Genomic DNA, 19,853 nt, shown 5'->3' with positions numbered 1-19,853 from the left:
ACGCCGTGGGCCTTATCAGCCAACGGCGTTGTTTTTACTGCAACCGCTTACACGGTATGCAGATACCAGTTGTACTCAAGGTCGGAGATGGAGTGTTCGAACTCCTCCAGCTCACTTTCCTTGCAGGCCACGAAGATATCGATGTATTTCGGATCGATGTACTTGGCCATGACTTCGCTGTCGTCCAGCTCGCGCAAGGCATCGCGCAGGTTGTTCGGCAGGCTTTGCTCGTTCTGCTCGTAGGAGTTGCCTTCCACGGGTGCGCCCGGCTCGATCTTGTTGGTCAGACCGTGGTGCACGCCTGCCAGAACCGAAGCCATCAACAGATACGGGTTGGCGTCGGCGCCGGCTACACGGTGTTCGATGCGCACGGCATCGGAGGACCCGGTCGGCACGCGGATCGCCACGGTGCGGTTGTCCAGGCCCCAGCACGGCGAGTTCGGCACGTAGAACTGTGCGCCGAAACGACGATAGGAGTTGACGTTCGGGCAGAGGAAAGCCATCTGCGCCGGCAGGGTCTCGAGCACACCGCCGATCGCGTGACGCAGTGCGGCGTTCTGCTCGGGATCCTCGCTGGCAAAAATGTTTTTGCCATCTTTATCAAGAATCGAAATGTGTACGTGCAGACCGTTGCCCGCCTGGCCCGGGTAAGGCTTGGCCATGAAGGTGGTGTCCATCTCATGGTCGTAGGCGATGTTCTTGATCAGACGCTTGAGCAGGACCGCGTAGTCGCAGGCCTTGATCGGGTCGGCCACGTGGTGCAGGTTCACTTCGAACTGCGCCGGGGCACTTTCCTTGACGATTGCGTCGGCCGGGATGCCTTGCTCTTTCGCACCTTCCAGAATGTCCTGGAGGCAGTCGACGTATTCGTCGAGGTCATCGATCAGGTAGACCTGTGTCGAGTGCGGGCGTTTGCCGGACACAGGCGAGCGTGGCGGTTGCGGACGACCGTTCACGTTCTCCTGGTCGATCAGGTAGAACTCCAGTTCGAACGCGGCGCAGATGGTCAGGCCCATGTCGTCGAACTTGCGCACTACATTGGCCAGCACTTCTCGCGGGTCGGCAAAGAACGGCTGGCCTTCGAGTTCGTGCATGGTCATCAACAGTTGCGCGGTAGGGCGCTTCTGCCAGGGCTCATTGCACAGGGTGTCAGGGATTGGATAGCAGATTCGGTCAGCATCGCCGATGTCCAGGCCCAGGCCGGTGCTTTCCACCGTCGAGCCATTGATATCCAGAGCAAATAGAGAGGCCGGCAGGTTGATGCCTTTCTCGTAAACCTTGTGGAGGCTGGTGCGTTCAATGCGCTTGCCGCGCACCACACCATTCATATCCGCAATCAGAAGGTCAACGTACAGAACCTCAGGATGTTCCTTAAGGAACGCGTTCGCTTCGTTAAGCTGAACGGCACGCGGGGGTACCGACATGATGCAACACCTTTGTTGTTAAAAATATCAATCATTGATCTCTTCGGGTTTCAGTCAACCCGAACGGCCTGCTGAAGTCAAGCGAGGCCTTATGTGCCCCGAAAAAGCGCCACAAGGGCATTTATGGGGCACTTTGGGGCATTTTTTTGTCCTTGAGAGACTTGGCACCCGCACACTTGAGCGGGCCGTGTTGTATTTTTTACGGGGGTGTTGTGTAAAAAAATGAACAAGGCTAAGCTCGATTCAAACCCATAACAGCAATAATACCGGGGTGCTTCATGTCTCGCCTGCCGTTAATCGGCGTCACCGACTGCTCAAGGCTGATCGGTCTGCATGCTTATCACATCAGTGGCGACATTTGCGTCCACGCCATGGCCCCGATTGCCAAAGGCGTGCCGTCGACTCTTTCTTCCCCGGCACATGGGCTGGCCCCGTCCGATATTCTGGACGGTCCGGACGACATTCTCTTTACTGGTCCTCCTACCAATATAGAACCGTTTTACCTCGGCGGCCCGGTCATTGCGTCGGGCCCCGCTCATGACTCTGCACGCGATGTCACCCTTCTTTCGTTGATTCGCGCCACGTTTACGGCGGGCCTTGTTGTGCCCGGCGTTTGCGATGGCAATCTGTACCAAGCGACGCCCATGCGTCAAACAACGCCTGACTTATAAGAGTCAGGAAACTCAGCCTAAGAGGCATTTATGAGTCACAACCTCGACCAGCTCACCGATTGGTTGAAAGACCACAAGATCACAGAAGTCGAATGCATGATCGCCGACTTGACCGGGATCACCCGGGGCAAGATTTCGCCGACCAACAAGTTCATTGCTGAAAAAGGCATGCGCCTGCCCGAGAGCGTTCTGTTACAGACCGTGACCGGCGACTATGTCGAAGACGACATCTATTACGAACTGCTCGACCCGGCGGACATCGACATGATCTGCCGCCCCGACCAGAACGCGGTTTACCTGGTGCCCTGGTCCATCGAGCCGACCGCCCAGGTGATCCACGACACCTACGACAAGCAAGGCAACCCGATCGAGCTGTCGCCGCGCAACGTGCTCAAGAAAGTGTTGAAACTCTATGCCGACAAAGGCTGGCAGCCCATCGTGGCGCCGGAAATGGAGTTCTACCTGACCAAGCGCAGTGACGACCCGGACTATCCGTTGCAGCCGCCGATTGGCCGTTCCGGTCGCCCGGAAATCGGTCGTCAGTCGTTCTCGATCGAGGCGGCAAACGAATTCGATCCACTGTTCGAAGACGTCTACGACTGGTGCGAACTGCAAGAGTTGGACCTCGACACGCTGATCCACGAGGACGGCACGGCGCAGATGGAAATCAACTTCCGTCACGGCGATGCCCTGTCCCTGGCCGACCAGATCCTGATCTTCAAGCGCACCATGCGCGAAGCGGCGCTCAAGCACGACGTGGCTGCCACGTTCATGGCCAAGCCCATGACCGGCGAGCCGGGCAGCGCGATGCACTTGCACCAGAGCATCATCGACATCGAGACCGGCAAGAACGTCTTCTCCAATGAAGACGGGACCATGAGCCAGTTGTTCCTGTACCACATCGGTGGATTGCAGAAACTGATCCCCGAGTTGTTGCCGCTGTTCGCGCCCAACGTGAACTCGTTCCGCCGCTTCCTGCCGGACACCTCGGCGCCGGTGAACGTGGAGTGGGGCGAGGAGAACCGCACCGTGGGCCTGCGGGTCCCGGATGCCGGACCACAAAACCGTCGGGTGGAAAACCGCCTGCCGGGCGCCGACGCCAACCCGTACCTGGCGATTGCCGCGAGCCTGCTCTGCGGTTACATCGGCATGGTCGAAGGCTTGAACCCGAGTGCGCCGGTGGTGGGTCGTGGCTATGAACGCCGCAACCTGCGCCTGCCACTGACCATCGAAGACGCGCTGGAACGCATGGAAAACAGCGCGACTGTCGAGAAATACCTGGGCAAGAAATTCATCACTGGCTACGTCGCGGTCAAGCGGGCCGAGCATGAAAACTTCAAGCGCGTGATCAGTTCGTGGGAGCGGGAATTCCTGCTCTTCGCCGTCTGATGCGCCGGGCGCGACTGCACTTGGTCGCGCCCTTCACCGAAATCTTAGGAGAATTCGCATGACCAGCAACAACCCGCAAACCCGTGAATGGCAAGCCCTGAGCAGCGATCACCACCTGGCCCCGTTCAGCGACTTCAAACAACTCAAAGAGAAAGGCCCGCGCATCATCACCAACGCCAAGGGCGTTTACCTCTGGGACAGCGAAGGCAACAAGATCCTCGACGGCATGGCCGGCCTGTGGTGTGTCGCGATCGGCTACGGTCGCGATGAACTGGCCGATGCCGCCAGCAAGCAAATGCGCGAACTGCCTTACTACAACCTGTTCTTCCAGACCGCTCACCCGCCGGTGCTTGAGCTGGCCAAGGCCATCGCCGACATCGCGCCGGAAGGCATGAACCACGTGTTCTTCACCGGTTCCGGTTCCGAAGGCAACGACACCATGCTGCGCATGGTCCGCCACTACTGGGCGATCAAGGGCCAGCCGAAGAAGAAAGTCATCATCAGCCGCAAGAACGGCTATCACGGTTCCACCGTGGCCGGCGCGAGCCTGGGTGGCATGACCTATATGCACGAACAAGGCGACTTGCCGATCCCGGGCATCGTCCACATCGCGCAACCGTACTGGTTCGCTGAAGGCGGCGACATGACACCGGAAGAGTTCGGTGTGTGGGCGGCCAATCAGCTGGAAGAGAAGATTCTGGAAGTCGGCGTGGACAACGTCGGTGCCTTTATTGCCGAGCCGATCCAGGGTGCCGGTGGCGTGATCATTCCGCCAGACACCTACTGGCCGCGCATCAAGGAAATCCTCGCCAAGTACGACATCCTGTTCGTGGCGGACGAAGTGATCTGTGGTTTCGGCCGTACCGGTGAGTGGTTCGGTACCGATTTCTACGACCTCAAGCCCGATATGATGACCATCGCCAAAGGCCTGACGTCCGGCTACATCCCGATGGGTGGCCTGATCGTGCGTGACGAAGTGGTAGCGGTGCTCAACGAAGGCGGGGACTTCAACCACGGCTTCACCTACTCCGGTCACCCGGTAGCGGCGGCGGTAGCGCTGGAAAACATCCGCATCCTGCGCGAAGAAAAAATTATCGAGCGCGTTCATGCCGAAACGGCACCCTATTTGCAAAAGCGTCTGCGGGAACTGAACGACCACCCACTGGTGGGCGAAGTTCGTGGGGTGGGTCTGCTGGGGGCCATCGAACTGGTTCAGGACAAGGCCACGCGCAAGCGTTACGAAGGCAAGGGCGTCGGCATGATCTGCCGCACGTTCTGCTTCGACAACGGCCTGATCATGCGCGCCGTGGGGGACACCATGATCATTGCTCCACCACTGGTGATTACCAAGGCTGAAATCGATGAGCTGGTGACCAAGGCACGCAAGTGCCTGGACCTTACCCTGAGTGCGTTGCAGGGCTAGGTGCTAGGCTCTGAGCGGGAGTCATGAAACTTTCGCTCAGAGCAGTTCTAAAGGGTGGCCTTTCCTTGAAAGACCGCCTCGGATCTTGCCAGACTAGCCGCGGTTCCAGTTGTCCGGGTTCGGCCGCTGAACAAAGTGGTTCAAAAAAGAAAAAATTTGGAGCATTACGCATGAAGGCATTAGGAAAAAAGCTTGCTGGCAAGACACTCCTCGCCATGTCCCTGATGGGCATTATGGCGGGTGCGGTTCAGGCGGACGACAAGGTGTTGCACGTCTATAACTGGTCCGATTACATCGCTCCGGACACCATCAAGAAATTCGAAACCGAGTCCGGCATCAAAGTCGTCTACGACGTTTTCGACAGCAACGAAACCCTGGAAGCCAAGTTGTTGGCAGGCAAGTCTGGCTACGACATCGTCGTGCCGTCGAACAACTTCCTGGCCAAGCAGATCAAGGCCGGCGTTTACCAGAAGCTGGACAAGTCCAAGCTGCCTAACTGGAAGAACCTGAACACTGACCTGCTCAAAGCGGTATCGGTGAGCGACCCGGGCAACGAACACGCTTTCCCGTATATGTGGGGTTCGATCGGTATCGGCTTCAACGCCGAGAAGGTCAAGGCTGCACTGGGTGCCGATGCACCGACCAATTCCTGGGACCTGCTGTTCAAACCTGAAAACGCCGCCAAGTTGAAGTCGTGCGGTATCAGTTTCCTCGATTCGCCAACCGAGATGATTCCGGTGGCATTGCATTACCTGGGCTATCCAGCCGACAGCCAGGACAAAAAACAACTGGCCGAAGCCGAAGCACTGTTCCTGAAGATTCGTCCTTCGGTGGGCTACTTCCACTCGTCCAAGTACATCTCCGACCTGGCCAACGGCAACATCTGCGTAGCCGTCGGTTACTCGGGTGACATCTACCAGGCCAAGTCCCGCGCGGCAGAAGCCGGTGACAAGGTGAAAGTCAGCTACAACATTCCGAAAGAAGGTGCGGGCACCTTCTACGACATGGTCGCCATCCCTAAAGATGCCGAAAACGTTGAAGGCGCCTACAAGTTCATGACCTTCCTGCAGAAGCCGGAAATCATGGCTGAAATCACCAACGCCGTGCGCTTCCCGAACGGTAACGCGGCCGCCACCCCATTGGTCGAAAAAGAAATCACCGACGATCCAGGCATCTACCCGCCGGCAGACGTGCTGGCCAAGCTGTACGCGATCGCCGACTTGCCGGCCGCGACCCAGCGGATCCTGACTCGCAGCTGGACCAAGATTAAATCCGGTAAGTAAGTAATAACCCTGTAGGAGCGAGCCTGCTCGCGATGAGCCCGAGAGCACCGCGGAGTGTCAGGTACCCAACGTTATCGTTGACGACCATCGCGAGCAGGCTCGCTCCCACAGGTATATGCATAAAAGTTTTGCTGGAACGGTTTTTCGAGGGTAAGTTGCGCGCCGGTTTTGTTGCTGGGCAGCTACGACTGTCATGTAACGCGGGGCAACTTGGGCCCAACTAATTTTAGAGGACCTCCACTTGCCTATTTCTTCTTTACTGCGCAATGCCTTGCTGGTTGGCGCCGGGCTGACATTCGCTGTCAGTGCCCAGGCCGCTGGCACTGTGCATATTTATAACTGGTCGGATTACATCGGCGAGACCACCCTGGCCGACTTCCAGAAAGAGACCGGCATCAAGCCGGTTTACGACGTGTTCGACTCCAACGAAACCCTGGAAGGCAAGTTGCTCGCCGGGCGTACGGGTTATGACGTGGTCGTGCCGTCCAATCACTTCCTTGGCAAGCAGATCAAGGCCGGTGCTTTCCAGAAACTCGACAAGTCGAAGTTGCCGAACTACTCGAACCTCGACCCCGTATTGCTCAAGCGTCTGGAGCAAAACGATCCGGGTAACCTGTACGCCGTGCCGTACCTGTGGGGCACCAACGGCATCGGTTACAACGTCGACAAGATCAAGGCTGTGCTGGGTGTCGACAAGATCGATTCCTGGGCTGCGGTATTCGAGCCGGAAAACATCAAGAAGCTGCACAGTTGCGGCGTGGCGTTCCTCGATTCCGCCGATGAAATGATGCCGACGGTCCTCAACTACATGGGCCTGAACGCCAACAGCACCAACCCCGAAGACTACAAAAAGGCTGAAGCCAAGTTGCTGGCGGTGCGGCCTTACGTGACTTACTTCCACTCCTCCAAATACATCGCCGATCTGGCGAACGGCGATATCTGTATCGCGATCGGTTTCTCCGGTGACATGTTCCAGGCCCGCAACCGTGCGGCTGAAGCGAAGAAAGGCGTGAACATCGCCTACTCGATTCCAAAGGAAGGCGGTGCGCTGTGGTTCGACATGCTGGCGATTCCAAAGGATTCGGCCAACGTCAAAGAGGCGCACGCGTTCATCAACTATTTGCTCAAACCTGAGGTGATCGCCCAGGTCAGTGATTACGTCGGCTATGCCAACCCTAACCCGGGGTCGGACACACTGATGGAACAGTCCATTCGCACCGACGAAGCGGTTTATCCACCGCAAGCAGTCCTCGACAAGACTTACGTGTCGATCGAGTTACCACCAAACATTCAACGTTTGATGACCCGCAGCTGGACCAAGGTCAAGTCGGGCAAATAGCTTCAAGGCTCAAACTATCCAAGGTTCGCTCACCTTGAGCGAACTGCAAATTTTGTTGGGAGTTTCGTAAATGGCAGTTGCCTCCGGCGCCTATAAGAAAGCCCTCGAGGGCGACCAGTCACCTAAACAGGTGCTGGTCAAAATCGACCGGGTCACGAAGAAGTTCGACGAGACGATTGCCGTGGACGATGTGTCCCTGGAAATCAAGAAAGGCGAGATCTTCGCCCTGCTCGGCGGTTCGGGATCGGGCAAATCCACCTTGCTGCGCATGCTCGCAGGCTTCGAACGGCCCACGGAGGGGCGCATTTTCCTCGATGGCGTAGACATCACCGACATGCCGCCGTACGAGCGGCCGATCAACATGATGTTCCAGTCGTACGCCTTGTTCCCGCACATGACCGTGGCGCAGAACATTGCCTTCGGCCTCAAGCAGGACAAGCTTCCCGCCGCTGAAGTCGATGCACGCGTGGCCGACATGCTCAAGCTGGTACAGATGAGCCAGTACGCCAAGCGCAAGCCGCATCAGTTGTCCGGTGGCCAGCGTCAGCGTGTAGCGTTGGCGCGTTCTTTGGCCAAGCGACCGAAGCTGTTGCTGCTCGACGAACCGATGGGTGCCCTGGACAAGAAGCTGCGCTCGCAAATGCAGCTGGAGCTGGTCGAGATCATCGAGCGCGTCGGCGTAACCTGCGTCATGGTGACCCACGACCAGGAAGAGGCCATGACCATGGCCGAGCGCATCGCGATCATGCACCTGGGCTGGATCGCCCAGATCGGCAGCCCGATCGACATCTACGAAACCCCGACCAGCCGCCTGGTCTGCGAGTTCATCGGCAACGTCAACATCTTCGATGGTGAAGTGGTGGACGACGCCGAGGGCCATGCGCTGATCACCTGCAAGGATCTGGACCGCAACATCTTTGTCGGTCACGGCATCAGCACCTCGGTGCAGGACAAATCCGTGACCTATGCGATCCGTCCGGAAAAACTGCTGGTGACCCCGACCATGCCGACCTGCGAATACAACTGGTCCAGCGGCAAGGTGCATGACATCGCCTACCTCGGCGGTCACTCGGTGTTCTACGTCGAGCTGCCGAGCGGCAAGATCGTCCAGTCGTTTGTCGCCAACGCCGAGCGCCGCGGTCAGCGCCCAACCTGGGGTGACCAGGTTTACGTGTGGTGGGAAGACGACAGCGGCGTGGTACTTCGCTCATGAACATGCGCAAATTCAAACGCCGCCTCAACCGAATAATTCCCGGTGGCCGTCAGCTGGTCATCGGGGTTCCGTTCATCTGGCTGTTCCTGTTCTTCATGCTGCCGTTCTTCATCGTCCTGAAGATCAGCTTCGCCGAAGCCGACGTCGCCATTCCGCCGTACACCGAGATCTACAATTTCGTTGACCAGAAGCTGCAGGTGCTGCTTAACCTCGGCAACTACGCGATGCTGGCCGGTGACGAGTTGTACATCGCCGCTTACCTCGGTTCGTTGAAGATGGCGCTGATCAGCACCATCCTCTGTTTGCTGATTGGCTACCCGATGGCCTACGCCATTGCCAGCGCCCGTAAAGAGATGCAAACGGTGCTGGTGCTGCTGATCATGATGCCGACCTGGACCGCGATCCTGATCCGCGTGTACGCGTGGATGGGCATCCTCAGCAACAACGGCCTGCTCAACGGTTTCCTGATGACCATGGGCTGGATCGACGAACCGCTGCAGATCCTCAATACCAACCTCGCCGTGTACATCGGTGTGGTGTATTCGTACCTGCCATTCATGATCCTGCCGCTCTACGCCAATCTCGTGAAACACGACAACAGCCTGCTGGAAGCCGCGTCCGACCTCGGTTCGAGCACCTTCAACAGCTTCTGGAAGATCACCATTCCACTGTCCAAGAACGGCATCGTCGCGGGCTGCATGCTGGTGTTCATCCCGGTGGTGGGTGAGTTCGTGATTCCGGAACTGCTCGGCGGTCCGGAAACCCTGATGATCGGTAAAGTGCTCTGGCAAGAATTCTTCAACAACCGCGACTGGCCGGTGGCGTCTGCTCTGGCCGTAGTGATGTTGCTGATCCTGATTGTGCCAATCATCCTGTTCAACCGTAGTCAGGCCAAAGAAATGGAGGGCAAAGAATGAAGCGCTTCCGTTTCTCGAGTTTCATGCTGATCGCCGGTTTGCTGTTCATCTACGCGCCGATGCTGATCCTGGTGATCTACTCCTTCAACGCCTCGAAACTGGTGACGGTGTGGGGCGGCTGGTCGATCAAGTGGTACGTCGGGTTGATGGACAACACGCAACTGATGGGCTCGGTGGTGCGCTCGCTGGAAATCGCCTGCTACACGGCGGTGGCAGCGGTGGCGCTGGGCACATTGGCCGCGTTCGTCCTGACCCGCATCACCCACTTCAAAGGCCGCACGCTGTTCGGTGGCCTGGTCACCGCGCCGCTGGTGATGCCGGAAGTGATCACCGGTCTGTCGCTGTTGCTGCTGTTCGTGGCCATGGCGCAGATGATCGGCTGGCCACAGGAGCGCGGCATCGTCACCATCTGGATCGCCCACACCACGTTCTGTGCGGCGTATGTGGCGGTGGTGGTGTCGGCGCGCTTGCGTGAGCTGGACCTGTCCATCGAAGAAGCGGCCATGGACCTCGGTGCGAAGCCGTGGAAGGTGTTCTTCCTGATCACCATCCCGATGATCGCGCCATCGCTGGGCGCGGGCGGCATGATGTCCTTCGCCCTGTCGCTGGATGACCTGGTGCTGGCGAGCTTCGTGTCGGGGCCGGGGTCGACGACCTTGCCGATGGAAGTGTTCTCGGCGGTGCGTCTGGGGGTCAAACCCGAGATCAACGCCGTGGCCAGTCTGATTCTGCTGGCGGTGTCGCTGATGACCTTCCTGGTCTGGTTCTTCAGCCGTCGCGCCGAAGAAGCGCGCAAGCGTGCAATTCAGCAGGCCATCGAAGAAAGCGCTGCCGATTCGTGGAAGCAACCGGACGTGCGTCGCGCGCAGCAGGCGCCGGAAGCGGCTTGAGCCTGATGCCGGGTTGACCTAAACAATGTGGCCAACCCAGATCCCATGTGGGAGCGAGCCTGCTCGCGATAGCATCACCTCGGTTCCTCAGTTATACCGAGTTGTCTGCATCGCGAGCAGGCTCGCTCGCACAGGTTTTTAGGAAACCCAAGGCGATTTTCGGATGATCTCGACGAAGTTCATCGGCTTGAACCCTGGCTCGCTGTCCACCAGCACGTCCGCATTCACCGTACCGAACGTGGTATCCGGCTTGTGTTTGAAGCCGTTGGCGAATGCACACAGGATGCACTCCTTGAACCCTTCACCCCGTGGATGCGCATGCACCACCGCTTCGCGCTGCACAGTGGGGAACGCCGCGTAGTCGATACCCAGCACGTCCATTTCAACACCCGCGGTCACCAGCGCCACGTTCGGGCGCAGGTGTTGCGGCACACCCGGTGTGGTGTGCAGGGCAATCGACAGCCACACTTGCTCGATGTCGTCATCGCTCAACCCGTAAGGCTTGAGGAACGCTTTGGCGGCGTTGGCGCTATCGACTTCGAAGCGTTCGTCGTCCGTGCGATGGCCTTCCACCAGACCCAGGTCATGGAACATGGCGCCGACGTATAACAGCTCGGGGTTGTAGGCCAGTTGCTTGCGTTGACCACTCAACGCGCCGAACAGAAACACCCGGCGCGAGTGGTGATAAAGCAGGTCGGATTCGACGTCGCGGATGTATTCCGTGGTGGCCCGGGCCAACGCGCTGTCGGGGATTTTGATGCCGGCGATGGTGCTGCTCATGGTGCTGTCCTCGTGGGGAACGCCGTGGCGGCGCTGATGGAACAAGTCTGTTCCGGCAGCCAAAACCGGACAATCGATCCATGGCAGCGATCCTTGCCAATGAGCATGCATATCGCGCCAGCCTCGCTTGTTGGGCGCGGATTGGCTAAGTTTGCCGCCGGCGAATACGCTTTTGTGGCGAGGGGGCTTGCCCCCGTTGGGCTGCGGAGCAGCCCCAAATGGTCACCTCAGATACATCAGGTACACCAGCGTTGCTGGAAACTGGGAGTGCTGCGCACTCCAACGGGGGCAAGCCCCCTCGCCACAGGTAAGCGTGATCCACAGAGGCGTTTCGAACCCATGAGTAAAACCGTTGCCATCGTGGTATTCGCAGGCGTCCAGTCGCTGGACGTCACCGGTCCCATGGATGTGTTTTCCGAAGCCAATCGTTTCCTGGCGCCGGAGGATCACTATCGGCTGGAGGTGATTGGCGTCGAGCGCGGGATAATGCCGTGTTCCAACGGTTTGTCGCTCAATGCCCATCGGCATTTCAGCGAGGCGCTGGGGGCGTACGACTTGTTGCTGGTGGCCGGAGGGCCGCAGTTGCCGTTCATGGATTTCGGTGCAGCCTTCGATGCCTGGTTGCGGGATGCCAGCGCACTGGCGCAACGTTTCGGCTCGATCTGTAACGGCGCGTTCATGCTCGCCCGGGCAGGACTGCTCGAGGGGCGAACGGTGACGACTCATTGGGGCGATGCAGCAGCGCTCGCGGCGTTGTGTCCTTCGACTCAGGTCGAGGCTGATCGCCTGTACGTGCAGGACGGCGAGCTGTACACCTCGGCCGGCGTCACGGCGGGAATCGATCTGTCGTTGTACCTGCTGGCCCGGGATCACGGGCCGGAAGTCGCGCTGAGTGTGGCCAAGCGGCTGGTGGTGTTCACCCAGCGCTCGGGCGGGCAGTCACAGTTCAGCCCATTCCTGACGCCCCACACCGAACCGACGTCGGCCGTGGCGATGGTTCAGCATTACGTGCTGGCGAACCTGACCGGCGACCTGACCATTGCTGACCTGGCCAACGCGGCCAACATGAGCGCGCGCAACTTTTCCCGGGTGTTTGCCAAAGAGGCGAAAGTCACCCCGGCGGAATTTGTCGAGCGGGCGAGGGTGGATGCGGCGCGGGTGATGCTGGAAAGCACCGTCGCGCCGTTGAAGACGGTGGCGTATCAGTGTGGATTTCGCGATGCCCAGCATATGCGCAGCGTGTTCAATCGCCGGCTTGGAGTGACACCGCAGCAGTTCAGGTTGAATTTTGCGGCGATGGTTTGAGCCATGAATATGCGTTGTTCTTGCGGGCCTCATCGCTAGCAGGCTAGCTCCCACAATGGATCTGCGTGCACAGGACCACTGTGGGAGCTAGCCTGCTAGCGATGAGGCCACTCCAGCCAATACAAATCTACTGAGCACTGCGCGCCGGCAACAGTTTCAACGTACTCCGCGTATTCGCCGTGACTTCCTCATCATTGAGATGCGCCTGGAAGTACACCCCTTCGACATACGCCTCAGCCTGATCCTCATAATGCCGGTCAAACGGCACACCACTTTGACCCACCGGGTTAACGGTCAGGCTGTGCGCCGGGTCGGCGAAATCGATCAGGCGTCGGGTCGATGGCCCATAAGTGACCGGCCATGGCGCCGGCCCGATCCTGGACGAGAGGTTGTTCGGCACTTCATGGGTACCGGGCGCCGCGAACGGCCCGACATTGAAAATCCGGTCCAGCGGCTTCTGCTGCCCCAGCGGGTGACCATGGGTCAGCGTGTGCGCCTTGCCCCACTGCCATTGCGCGAAATCCGCACCCAGCGTGGTCTTGAGGTGAGCAATGCTCGCTTGCCACGCCACCTTTACCGTATCGGCGCGGGTTTCCTTGCCGAGGGTGTTGCGGTTGTCCCACCACGGCGAGTCAGCGTTCGCCGCCAGGCGTGGCAGCGCAGCGTCGATCACCCGGGTCGAGAGCAGCGTTTCGAAAAAGTCGTTGCCCAGCTCATCGTGCATCGATGCGTCCGCGAGGTTGAACAGGAACTGGTTGAACAGCGTGGCGCTGGTGGAATCCAGCGGGTAGTCACCTTTCCACTGAGCCAATTGCTCCACCAGTTTGAGTTCGGCGGGATCGCTCACCACCTCACGCAGGTCCGGCAACAACGGCGCCAGCAAACGCGGGCCGTAAGCAGTGGTGGTGCCCAACTGCAACTTCTGGCTGGTCTCCAGATCCCACTTGACGGTTTTGTCGCCGAGCTGGCGATTGAGGTGCTGGCCCCGATCCGCGAGGTTGTAGTAACCGGGAATCTCCATGCCCGTAGGTGACACGGGCTGGAAGTTGGCCGAGACGATGTAGCCCCGCGCCGGGTTCTCTTCCTGCGGGTTGGCGCTGAACGGGTAGAAACCGTCCTTGTCCGATTCGGCGCTGCTGCCGTCAAGGATGAACCACGGCCGCACACCCGCCGGGCGTTTCGGCAACTGCGCCGCCGCCCACCAGCCGATGTCGCCCTTGGCATTGGCCCAGACGATGTTCAGACCCGGAGCCTGGATCTTGGCGGCGGCACTGCGCGCCTTGGCCAGGGTGTCGGCGCGGTTGAGCTGATAGAAGCCTTCGAGGATCGGATTCTGGCTTTCGAGAAAACCCCACCACATGGCGATCGGCGTTTTGCCGACGCTGTTGCCCAGCGCATCGTTGACGATCGGCCCGTGGGGTGACTGGCGCAGCACCAATGTCACAGGCGCCTGGCCCTTGACCGCGATCTGCTGCTCGCTGGTGGTCATGTCCACCCACTTGCCGCGATACCAGACCTGATTGGGGTTCTCCGGGTTGATCATCTCGGCGATCAGGTCGAGGTCGTCGTTCTGGAACATGGTGATGCTCCAGCCGAAGTCGCGGTTCATCCCCAGCGATGCGAACGGCATCAGGGCCTGATAGTGACCATAGAGCTCGAAGCCCGGTGCCGAGAGCTGCGCTTCGTACCACACCGACGGCGCGGAAAAGCGGATATGCGGGTCACCCGCCAGCAGCGGCTTGCCACTTTTGGTGCGGTTGCCGGAGACCACCCAGGCGTTGCTGCCCTCGAACTGCGGCAAGCCGTTGTCGGCCAGTGCCTGCTCGCTCAGGCGGGCGAGGGCGTTGAGGTCTTTCCAGTCGGCGCTGGCGAGGGGCGGCATGGCGCTGCCGGGGTTTTTCGTCAGCACGCCTTTGGGCTGCCAGTCGAGATCGAAGACGTTCAGGTAGTCGGCACCCAACTGGTCACGCACGTAAGTCAGCAAGGGTTCGGTGCGAAACGCCGCGGCAAAACTGTAGGCCATGTAACCGGCGATGCTGATGGTGTCCTGAGCGGTGAATGGGCGCTTTGAAATGCCCAGCGCATCGAACTCGGCGGGTTTTGCGTGGCTGTCCTGATACTGGTTGATGCCATCCAGATAGGCCTGCATGGCAATGAATGTCGGGGACTGTTTGTCCAGATTGGCGAAGTAGGTTTCGGCGCGTTCGCGAATGCGCAGACTGCGCATCAGCTTGTCGGTGTCGAGCAGTTTCGGGCCCAGCACTTCGGCCAGTTCACCGCGGGCGAGGCGACGCAAGACTTCCATCTGAAACAGCCGGTCCTGGGCGTGCACGTAGCCGAGGGCGCGGTACAGGTCGGTTTCGTTTTCGGCGCGGATGTGCGGGATGCCACGCTCGTCGTAACGCACGGTGACGGAGCCTTGCAGGTGTTGCAACTCAACCATGCCCTGGCGTGTCGGCTGCTTGCTGTAGACGTACCAGCCGGCGCCTGCGGCGAGCACGACAATCAGCAGGACGAGCGCAGTCAGGAGACGTTTCATGGTGATTCCTTGTTCTTGTTATGAGTGGCAGCAATTCCCTGGCGTCACTGTTTAACACGACCTGCCGAATCGGCCCATCACCCGTAGGAGGGATTCTTGTTGCCTGGTCTGTCGCTACTTCGTTGTATCGACAGGCCACGGGCAGTAACACCCGACTGCCAGAGTGTGCGTGGCATTCACCGTGCGGCCTTCGTTCAGCGCTTGCAGGATCGGCTCGATAAAGCTGTTGCTCGAATTACAGGTCAGGCCCTCGCTGTAAGGGCCGAAGTAGGCGAGTTTGCCGCTGCGATCCCAGATCGCCACGGCCGGGCTGGCCGGGATCTGTTCCGAGCCTGGGAGGACGGTGATGGTTTTCAGGCTGCTCAAGGTGCTGGGCAACTGGCCGTGGCTGCCGGGCTTTTGTACCGAATAGAACTCGACGCCCTGCGGCACATACTGCTCGACCAGTTCGCTCAGGTGTTGCTGATTGCCGACGTTGCACGGGCAGGCCGGGTCCCAGAAGTGCACGAGGCGGATGGCGCCGGGGCCGGCGAGGTGGTCGGGCAGGCGCAACGGGTCGCCGGAAAACACCGCCGTGTGCTCGCTGAACGCCCGCAGGTAGCGTCCTTGAAACCAGTCGTAAGCGGCCCACAACACACCGGCACACACGAGGGCGATCAGGCTGGCAAGCAGTGTGGTGCGGTAGGGCGAACGCATGGGTGTCGATCCTCGAAGGTCGCCCAGCTTGCCATGCTTGCCGCGACAGATGAATATCGCAGGCTTATAAAGTCCGCTTCGTGCTCTGGAATCGCCCAATGTCCGCCACTTTCGACCCTGATCATCTGCGTGCAGGCCTGCGGCCTCTGGCCGAGTGGCAGCCGCTGCCCGTGGAGGCGCTGGCGTACCAGCGGTTCTACGGCCTGGATTTTCCGGGCCGTCAGTTGCGCAGTGGCCTGGGGCGTTTCGAGGTGGACGGTTATGAACTGGTCAGCCAACTCTGGTGGCCGGAGCGGGCGAAGGCGACGCTGTTTGTGTTCCACGGTTTCTACGATCACACCGGGCTGTACCGGCATGTGATCGAGTGGGCCCTGGATCAGGGCTTTGCGGTGATTGCCTGCGACTTGCCGGGGCACGGTCTGTCCAGCGGCGAACGGGCGAGCATCAAGGATTTCGCCGAGTATCAGGACACGCTGCAAGGGCTGTTTGCCGAGGCGCAATCCCTCGATCTGCCGCAGCCGTGGCACCTGTGCGGGCAGAGTACCGGTGGCGCCATCGTGATCGACCATGTGCTCAACGAAGGCGCGAGCAGTCCGGCCCAGGGCCAGGTGATTCTGCTGTCGCCGCTGGTGAGGCCGCGGGCCTGGGGTTGGTCGCAGCTCAGTTATTACCTGCTCAAGCCGTTCGTCAAAGCCATCGCCCGGCGCTTCAGCGAGAACTCCAACGACCCGGATTTCCTGCCATTCCTGCAAGCCGACCCGTTGCAGCCGCTGCGCCTGCCAACGGCCTGGGTCGGCGCGCTGGCGCGCTGGATCAAACGCATCGAAGCCGCACCCGGCAGCACGCGCCAGCCGCTGATCGTGCAAGGGCAGGCGGACATGACGGTGGATTGGGAGCACAACCTTGAGGTGTTGAAAGCCAAGTTCGATCGGCCGCAGGTGTTGATGTTGCCTGAGGCGCGGCATCATTTGGCGAATGAGACAGTGGCGTTGCGGGGGGAGTATTTCGGGTTTTTGAGCAAGCGGATCAAGGGCCGGAATCTTTAGCGATTGTTCGGTCCTCATCGCCGGCAAGCCGGTCTCGCTCCCACAGTTGACCGAGTTGTTTGGGAAAACCCGGTCTAATGTGGGAGCGAGACCGGCTTGCCGGCGATGAGGACCTATCTGACGCCGAAGATTACTGGCTAGGGTTCGAAGGATTCTGCCCCACCGCCAACCCCGCCCGAATCGCCGCCAACGCCGCCTGGTAATACGCCTTGCCTTCGGCCGACTCGGCAAACGTAGCAAACTCCTCAAGCTCGTTATCCGTCAGGTCGCGATAGACATACAACAGCGTGTTGTTTAGGTCGCTGCCGATCTGGTCCATCAAACGTTGACGCTGACCGTTCAACAGACCTTGCGCCTGACCGCCGCCGAGCAGGCCGGGGATCATCGAACTCAAGCTGTCGGCCGCAACACCGGCAATCGCAAGGCTGACTTCCGCTCCGGCCTCACGCGCGGGCAAGGCCTGGGCGAGGTGACCGATGATCAGCGTGCGGCTGTCGCTGGCCTGAATCTTCGGCAGGCCCTTGGCGTTCTTCGCCAACTGATCACGACGGGTCGCCAGCAGCTCGGCGGCCACGATTTTCTTGCCCAGCGGCGACTGGAAGAAGGCCAGTGCAGGCTTCGGATCAGCGAGGGTTTTGCGCAATTGCGCTTCGGCGCGCTGGTCGACGGCCTGCGGGGCAAAGCGCTGATTGCTGTTATTCACCAGCGCCTGAAACACGGCGGGCGGCAGGCTGTTCTGGTAACGCTGCTGAGCGGCTGAGAGGGCATCGCTGAAATGCGCGCGTTGCTCTGGCCAGCCGGCGACCTTGTACAACTGGTCGTGGCCGTCTGCCCAGGCGGGCAAAACGCAGAACATCAGCAGTGAGAAAAGCAAACGGCGCATAGGGACTCCTGTCAGCAGGCGACTATTCTCCGTGCGGCATACGGACTTGTCGAGAATTCGTATCAAGCCGCTGCACGGCTCTGTCGGATTTTCAGGCACAGGCATACTATGCGCGCCATGCAAATATCCTCTGATCACCCGCTGCTGTTACGTATCGTCGACGACCTGGCTGAACGCGGCTGGTCGCAGCAGAATATTTTCCTGCCTTTGGGTCTGACCCAAGAACTGGCGGCTGAGTGCCGTAAACGTGCCGCCGAGGGTGAACTGGCCCCGGCCGCCGTGGGCCGTGGGTCGACATCGGAGATTCGCGAGGGCATTCGCGGCGACAAAATCCAGTGGATCGAGCCCGGTCAGGCGTTGGCTTGCGACCGCTATCTGCAGTTGATGGACAGCCTGCGCGAGGCCATGAATCGCGGTTTGTATCTGGGCCTGGAAGATTTCGAAAGTCACTTTGCGATGTACCCGCCCGGTGCTTTCTACCTCAAGCATGTCGACCGCTTCCGCGACGACGACCGACGCATGGTTTCGGCGGTGGTCTACCTCAACGACGGCTGGTTGCCGGCGCACGGCGGTCAGTTGCGCATGTACCTGAAGGATGGCGTCGAACACGATGTGGTGCCTACCGGCGGATGCCTGGTGGTGTTCCTGTCGGGCGAGGTGCCCCACGAAGTCCTGCCCGCGACCCGTGATCGCCTGTCATTGACCGGCTGGTTCCGGCGCCGTGGCAACGAGCCGTTCTGATCATGCAGAAAATTCTGGTAAGTCGCTGTCTGCTCGGCCACCGCGTGCGTTACGACGGCGGGGCCAGCGGGCCGTTCGATCAGCTTCAGCAGTGGCTCGACGAAGGTCGCGTCGTGCCATTGTGTCCTGAGGTCGCTGGCGGGTTGCCGACGCCACGGGCGGCAGCGGAGATTCCGGGCGGGCAGGGGGGTGACGTGCTGGAGGGGCAGGCGGCGGTGATCACCACCGAAGGCGAGGATGTCAGTGCGCAGTTTCTTTCTGGCGCTTATCAGGCGCTGGAGCTGGTAGAAAAACACGGCATCCGCATCGCCGTGCTCAAGGCCAACAGCCCGTCGTGCGGAAACCTGCTGACTTATGACGGGACGTTCAGCGGCGTGAAGGTCAGTGGCGAAGGTGTCACGGCGGCGCTGCTCAAGCGCCATGGCGTGCAAGTCTTCAGCGAGCTGGAGTTGCCGCAAGCGGCTATGGTCCTGGCAACACTCGACTAACAATCAACACAAAACCACTGTGGGAGCGAGCCTGCTCGCGATAGCGACAATCAATGATGATGTTGAATGTTATGCCCTCATCGCCGGCAAGCCGGTCTCGCTCCCACAGGGTTATTCATCAGCCTGAGATCAGGGTTTGGGCGCCACACTCGCATCCGCCCCAAACCATTTCTGCTCCAGCGCCTCCATCCGCCCATCCGCCTTGATCCGCTGCAATGCGTTTTCCAGGCTGGCTTGGAACGCCGGGTTACCCTTCTGAAATGGAATCGCCAGGCTCACAGCCGTGGCAGTTTTCGGCTTTTCTTCCGTCAGCGACTGCACAAGCAGGATCGAACGCGGCTCTTCTTTCTGCGCGATCAATTGCGCATTGGTGTGAATGTAAGGTTCGCTGAAGTCGAAACGATCCTTGAGTTCCGGGGTCACTGCTATGTGGTTGATGGCGACGTCGTACTTGCCGCTTTCGACGCCGGCCAACAGATCGCTGGAGTCGGTGACGACAAAGTCGGCCCGCACATCCAGTTCATTGGCCAGCAGTTGGCCCAGTTCGACTTCGAAGCCCGAGAGCTGGCCGTCGTCCTTGAAATTGAAGGGCGGTGTATTAGCCTCAAGGGCAATGCGCAATTCGCCGCGGTCGTTTACATCGTCAATCAGTTCGGCATGAGCCAAAGGGCTCAGAAGGGGTAGCAGGCAGATCAGGCCAGGCAGAAAGCGCATGGTCACTCCTTTGAATACATTTATCGCGATGCGCTGGTTCAGGCTCGCTTTGCTATGGTTGTCGAAAGCCTTCGACAACGAATGGCCGTGAAGTTGTCATGGCCGCGCGGAT

Annotated in this window: 17 protein-coding genes and 1 pseudogene; 12 read left to right on the top strand and 6 right to left on the bottom strand. The window is 59.8% G+C overall.

What is annotated here, in order from left to right:
- Nucleotides 1-47: 47 nt before the first annotated feature.
- Nucleotides 48-1,424 carry a glutamine synthetase family protein gene (locus ACA066_RS27695; protein ID WP_214379630.1) on the bottom strand — a complete coding sequence of 459 codons (1,377 nt, stop codon included), beginning with the start codon at nucleotides 1,422-1,424 and terminating at the stop codon, nucleotides 48-50.
- A 278-nt stretch (nucleotides 1,425-1,702) separates the two neighbouring features.
- Here ACA066_RS27695 and ACA066_RS27690 point away from each other — a divergent pair.
- The 8 genes and pseudogenes from ACA066_RS27690 to ACA066_RS27655 all read left to right on the top strand — a co-directional run.
- Nucleotides 1,703-2,047: pseudogene (locus ACA066_RS27690) on the top strand (gamma-glutamyl-gamma-aminobutyrate hydrolase family protein); the annotation flags it as partial.
- 78 nt (nucleotides 2,048-2,125) lie between these two features.
- Nucleotides 2,126-3,484, top strand: a complete 1,359-nt coding sequence (locus ACA066_RS27685) for a glutamine synthetase family protein (protein WP_497697400.1) — start codon at nucleotides 2,126-2,128, stop codon at nucleotides 3,482-3,484.
- A 58-nt stretch (nucleotides 3,485-3,542) separates the two neighbouring features.
- Nucleotides 3,543-4,907 (top strand): aspartate aminotransferase family protein, encoded by a 1,365-nt coding sequence (locus ACA066_RS27680; protein ID WP_497697399.1) that lies wholly within the window; start codon nucleotides 3,543-3,545, stop codon nucleotides 4,905-4,907.
- A 170-nt stretch (nucleotides 4,908-5,077) separates the two neighbouring features.
- On the top strand, nucleotides 5,078-6,190 hold the full coding sequence (locus ACA066_RS27675; RefSeq protein WP_497697398.1) for a polyamine ABC transporter substrate-binding protein: 1,113 nt from the start codon (nucleotides 5,078-5,080) through the stop codon (nucleotides 6,188-6,190).
- 241 nt (nucleotides 6,191-6,431) lie between these two features.
- Nucleotides 6,432-7,529, top strand: coding sequence for a polyamine ABC transporter substrate-binding protein (locus ACA066_RS27670; RefSeq protein ID WP_031319171.1), 1,098 nt, complete (start codon nucleotides 6,432-6,434; stop codon nucleotides 7,527-7,529).
- Between the two features lie 70 nt (nucleotides 7,530-7,599).
- Nucleotides 7,600-8,742, top strand: coding sequence for an ABC transporter ATP-binding protein (locus tag ACA066_RS27665; protein WP_497697397.1), 1,143 nt, complete (start codon nucleotides 7,600-7,602; stop codon nucleotides 8,740-8,742).
- The gene (locus tag ACA066_RS27660; protein WP_497306227.1) at nucleotides 8,739-9,659 is read left to right on the top strand and encodes an ABC transporter permease subunit; all 921 of its coding nucleotides are present in this window, start codon (nucleotides 8,739-8,741) and stop codon (nucleotides 9,657-9,659) included. Before ACA066_RS27665 ends, ACA066_RS27660 begins: the two co-directional genes overlap by 4 nt.
- Nucleotides 9,656-10,549 carry an ABC transporter permease subunit gene (locus ACA066_RS27655; protein WP_497400321.1) on the top strand — a complete coding sequence of 298 codons (894 nt, stop codon included), beginning with the start codon at nucleotides 9,656-9,658 and terminating at the stop codon, nucleotides 10,547-10,549. Before ACA066_RS27660 ends, ACA066_RS27655 begins: the two co-directional genes overlap by 4 nt.
- A gap of 138 nt (nucleotides 10,550-10,687) precedes the next feature.
- Here the strand turns inward: ACA066_RS27655 and ACA066_RS27650 are convergent, their stop codons facing one another.
- The gene (locus ACA066_RS27650) at nucleotides 10,688-11,329 is read right to left on the bottom strand and encodes an HD domain-containing protein (RefSeq protein WP_497697396.1); all 642 of its coding nucleotides are present in this window, start codon (nucleotides 11,327-11,329) and stop codon (nucleotides 10,688-10,690) included.
- A gap of 339 nt (nucleotides 11,330-11,668) precedes the next feature.
- Between ACA066_RS27650 and ACA066_RS27645 the strand changes: the two genes are divergently transcribed.
- Nucleotides 11,669-12,634 (top strand): GlxA family transcriptional regulator, encoded by a 966-nt coding sequence (locus tag ACA066_RS27645; protein ID WP_497697395.1) that lies wholly within the window; start codon nucleotides 11,669-11,671, stop codon nucleotides 12,632-12,634.
- Nucleotides 12,635-12,761: 127 nt separating this feature from the next.
- Here ACA066_RS27645 and ACA066_RS27640 read toward each other — a convergent pair whose 3' ends face one another.
- Both ACA066_RS27640 and ACA066_RS27635 read right to left on the bottom strand, forming a co-directional pair.
- Complete coding sequence (locus ACA066_RS27640) at nucleotides 12,762-15,173, bottom strand: penicillin acylase family protein (RefSeq protein WP_497697394.1); 2,412 nt, start codon at nucleotides 15,171-15,173, stop codon at nucleotides 12,762-12,764.
- A 114-nt stretch (nucleotides 15,174-15,287) separates the two neighbouring features.
- Entirely contained in the window at nucleotides 15,288-15,869 is a 582-nt protein-coding gene (locus tag ACA066_RS27635) for a DUF6436 domain-containing protein (RefSeq protein WP_497697393.1), read from the bottom strand.
- Nucleotides 15,870-15,967: 98 nt separating this feature from the next.
- On the opposite strand from ACA066_RS27635, the gene bipL reads away from it, so the two are divergent.
- Entirely contained in the window at nucleotides 15,968-16,915 is a 948-nt protein-coding gene (gene bipL / locus ACA066_RS27630; protein WP_497697392.1) for a phospholipase BipL, read from the top strand.
- A gap of 130 nt (nucleotides 16,916-17,045) precedes the next feature.
- Here the strand turns inward: bipL and ACA066_RS27625 are convergent, their stop codons facing one another.
- Nucleotides 17,046-17,798: a DUF2059 domain-containing protein gene (locus ACA066_RS27625; RefSeq protein WP_497697391.1), complete on the bottom strand. Its 753-nt coding sequence runs from the start codon at nucleotides 17,796-17,798 to the stop codon at nucleotides 17,046-17,048.
- 108 nt (nucleotides 17,799-17,906) lie between these two features.
- Between ACA066_RS27625 and ACA066_RS27620 the strand changes: the two genes are divergently transcribed.
- Together ACA066_RS27620 and ACA066_RS27615 are read left to right on the top strand one after the other, a co-directional pair.
- Nucleotides 17,907-18,539: a 2OG-Fe(II) oxygenase gene (locus tag ACA066_RS27620; RefSeq protein ID WP_497697390.1), complete on the top strand. Its 633-nt coding sequence runs from the start codon at nucleotides 17,907-17,909 to the stop codon at nucleotides 18,537-18,539.
- Between the two features lie 2 nt (nucleotides 18,540-18,541).
- Entirely contained in the window at nucleotides 18,542-19,027 is a 486-nt protein-coding gene (locus tag ACA066_RS27615) for a 2-thiouracil desulfurase family protein (RefSeq protein WP_497697389.1), read from the top strand.
- A gap of 129 nt (nucleotides 19,028-19,156) precedes the next feature.
- Here ACA066_RS27615 and ACA066_RS27610 read toward each other — a convergent pair whose 3' ends face one another.
- The gene (locus ACA066_RS27610; protein WP_497697388.1) at nucleotides 19,157-19,741 is read right to left on the bottom strand and encodes a transporter substrate-binding domain-containing protein; all 585 of its coding nucleotides are present in this window, start codon (nucleotides 19,739-19,741) and stop codon (nucleotides 19,157-19,159) included.
- Nucleotides 19,742-19,853: the final 112 nt, after the last annotated feature.

This window comes from Pseudomonas sp. LBUM1651, from assembly GCF_059716135.1.
Note: the sequence above shows the minus strand (reverse complement) of the source record. Positions and strands in the feature narration are given on the sequence as shown.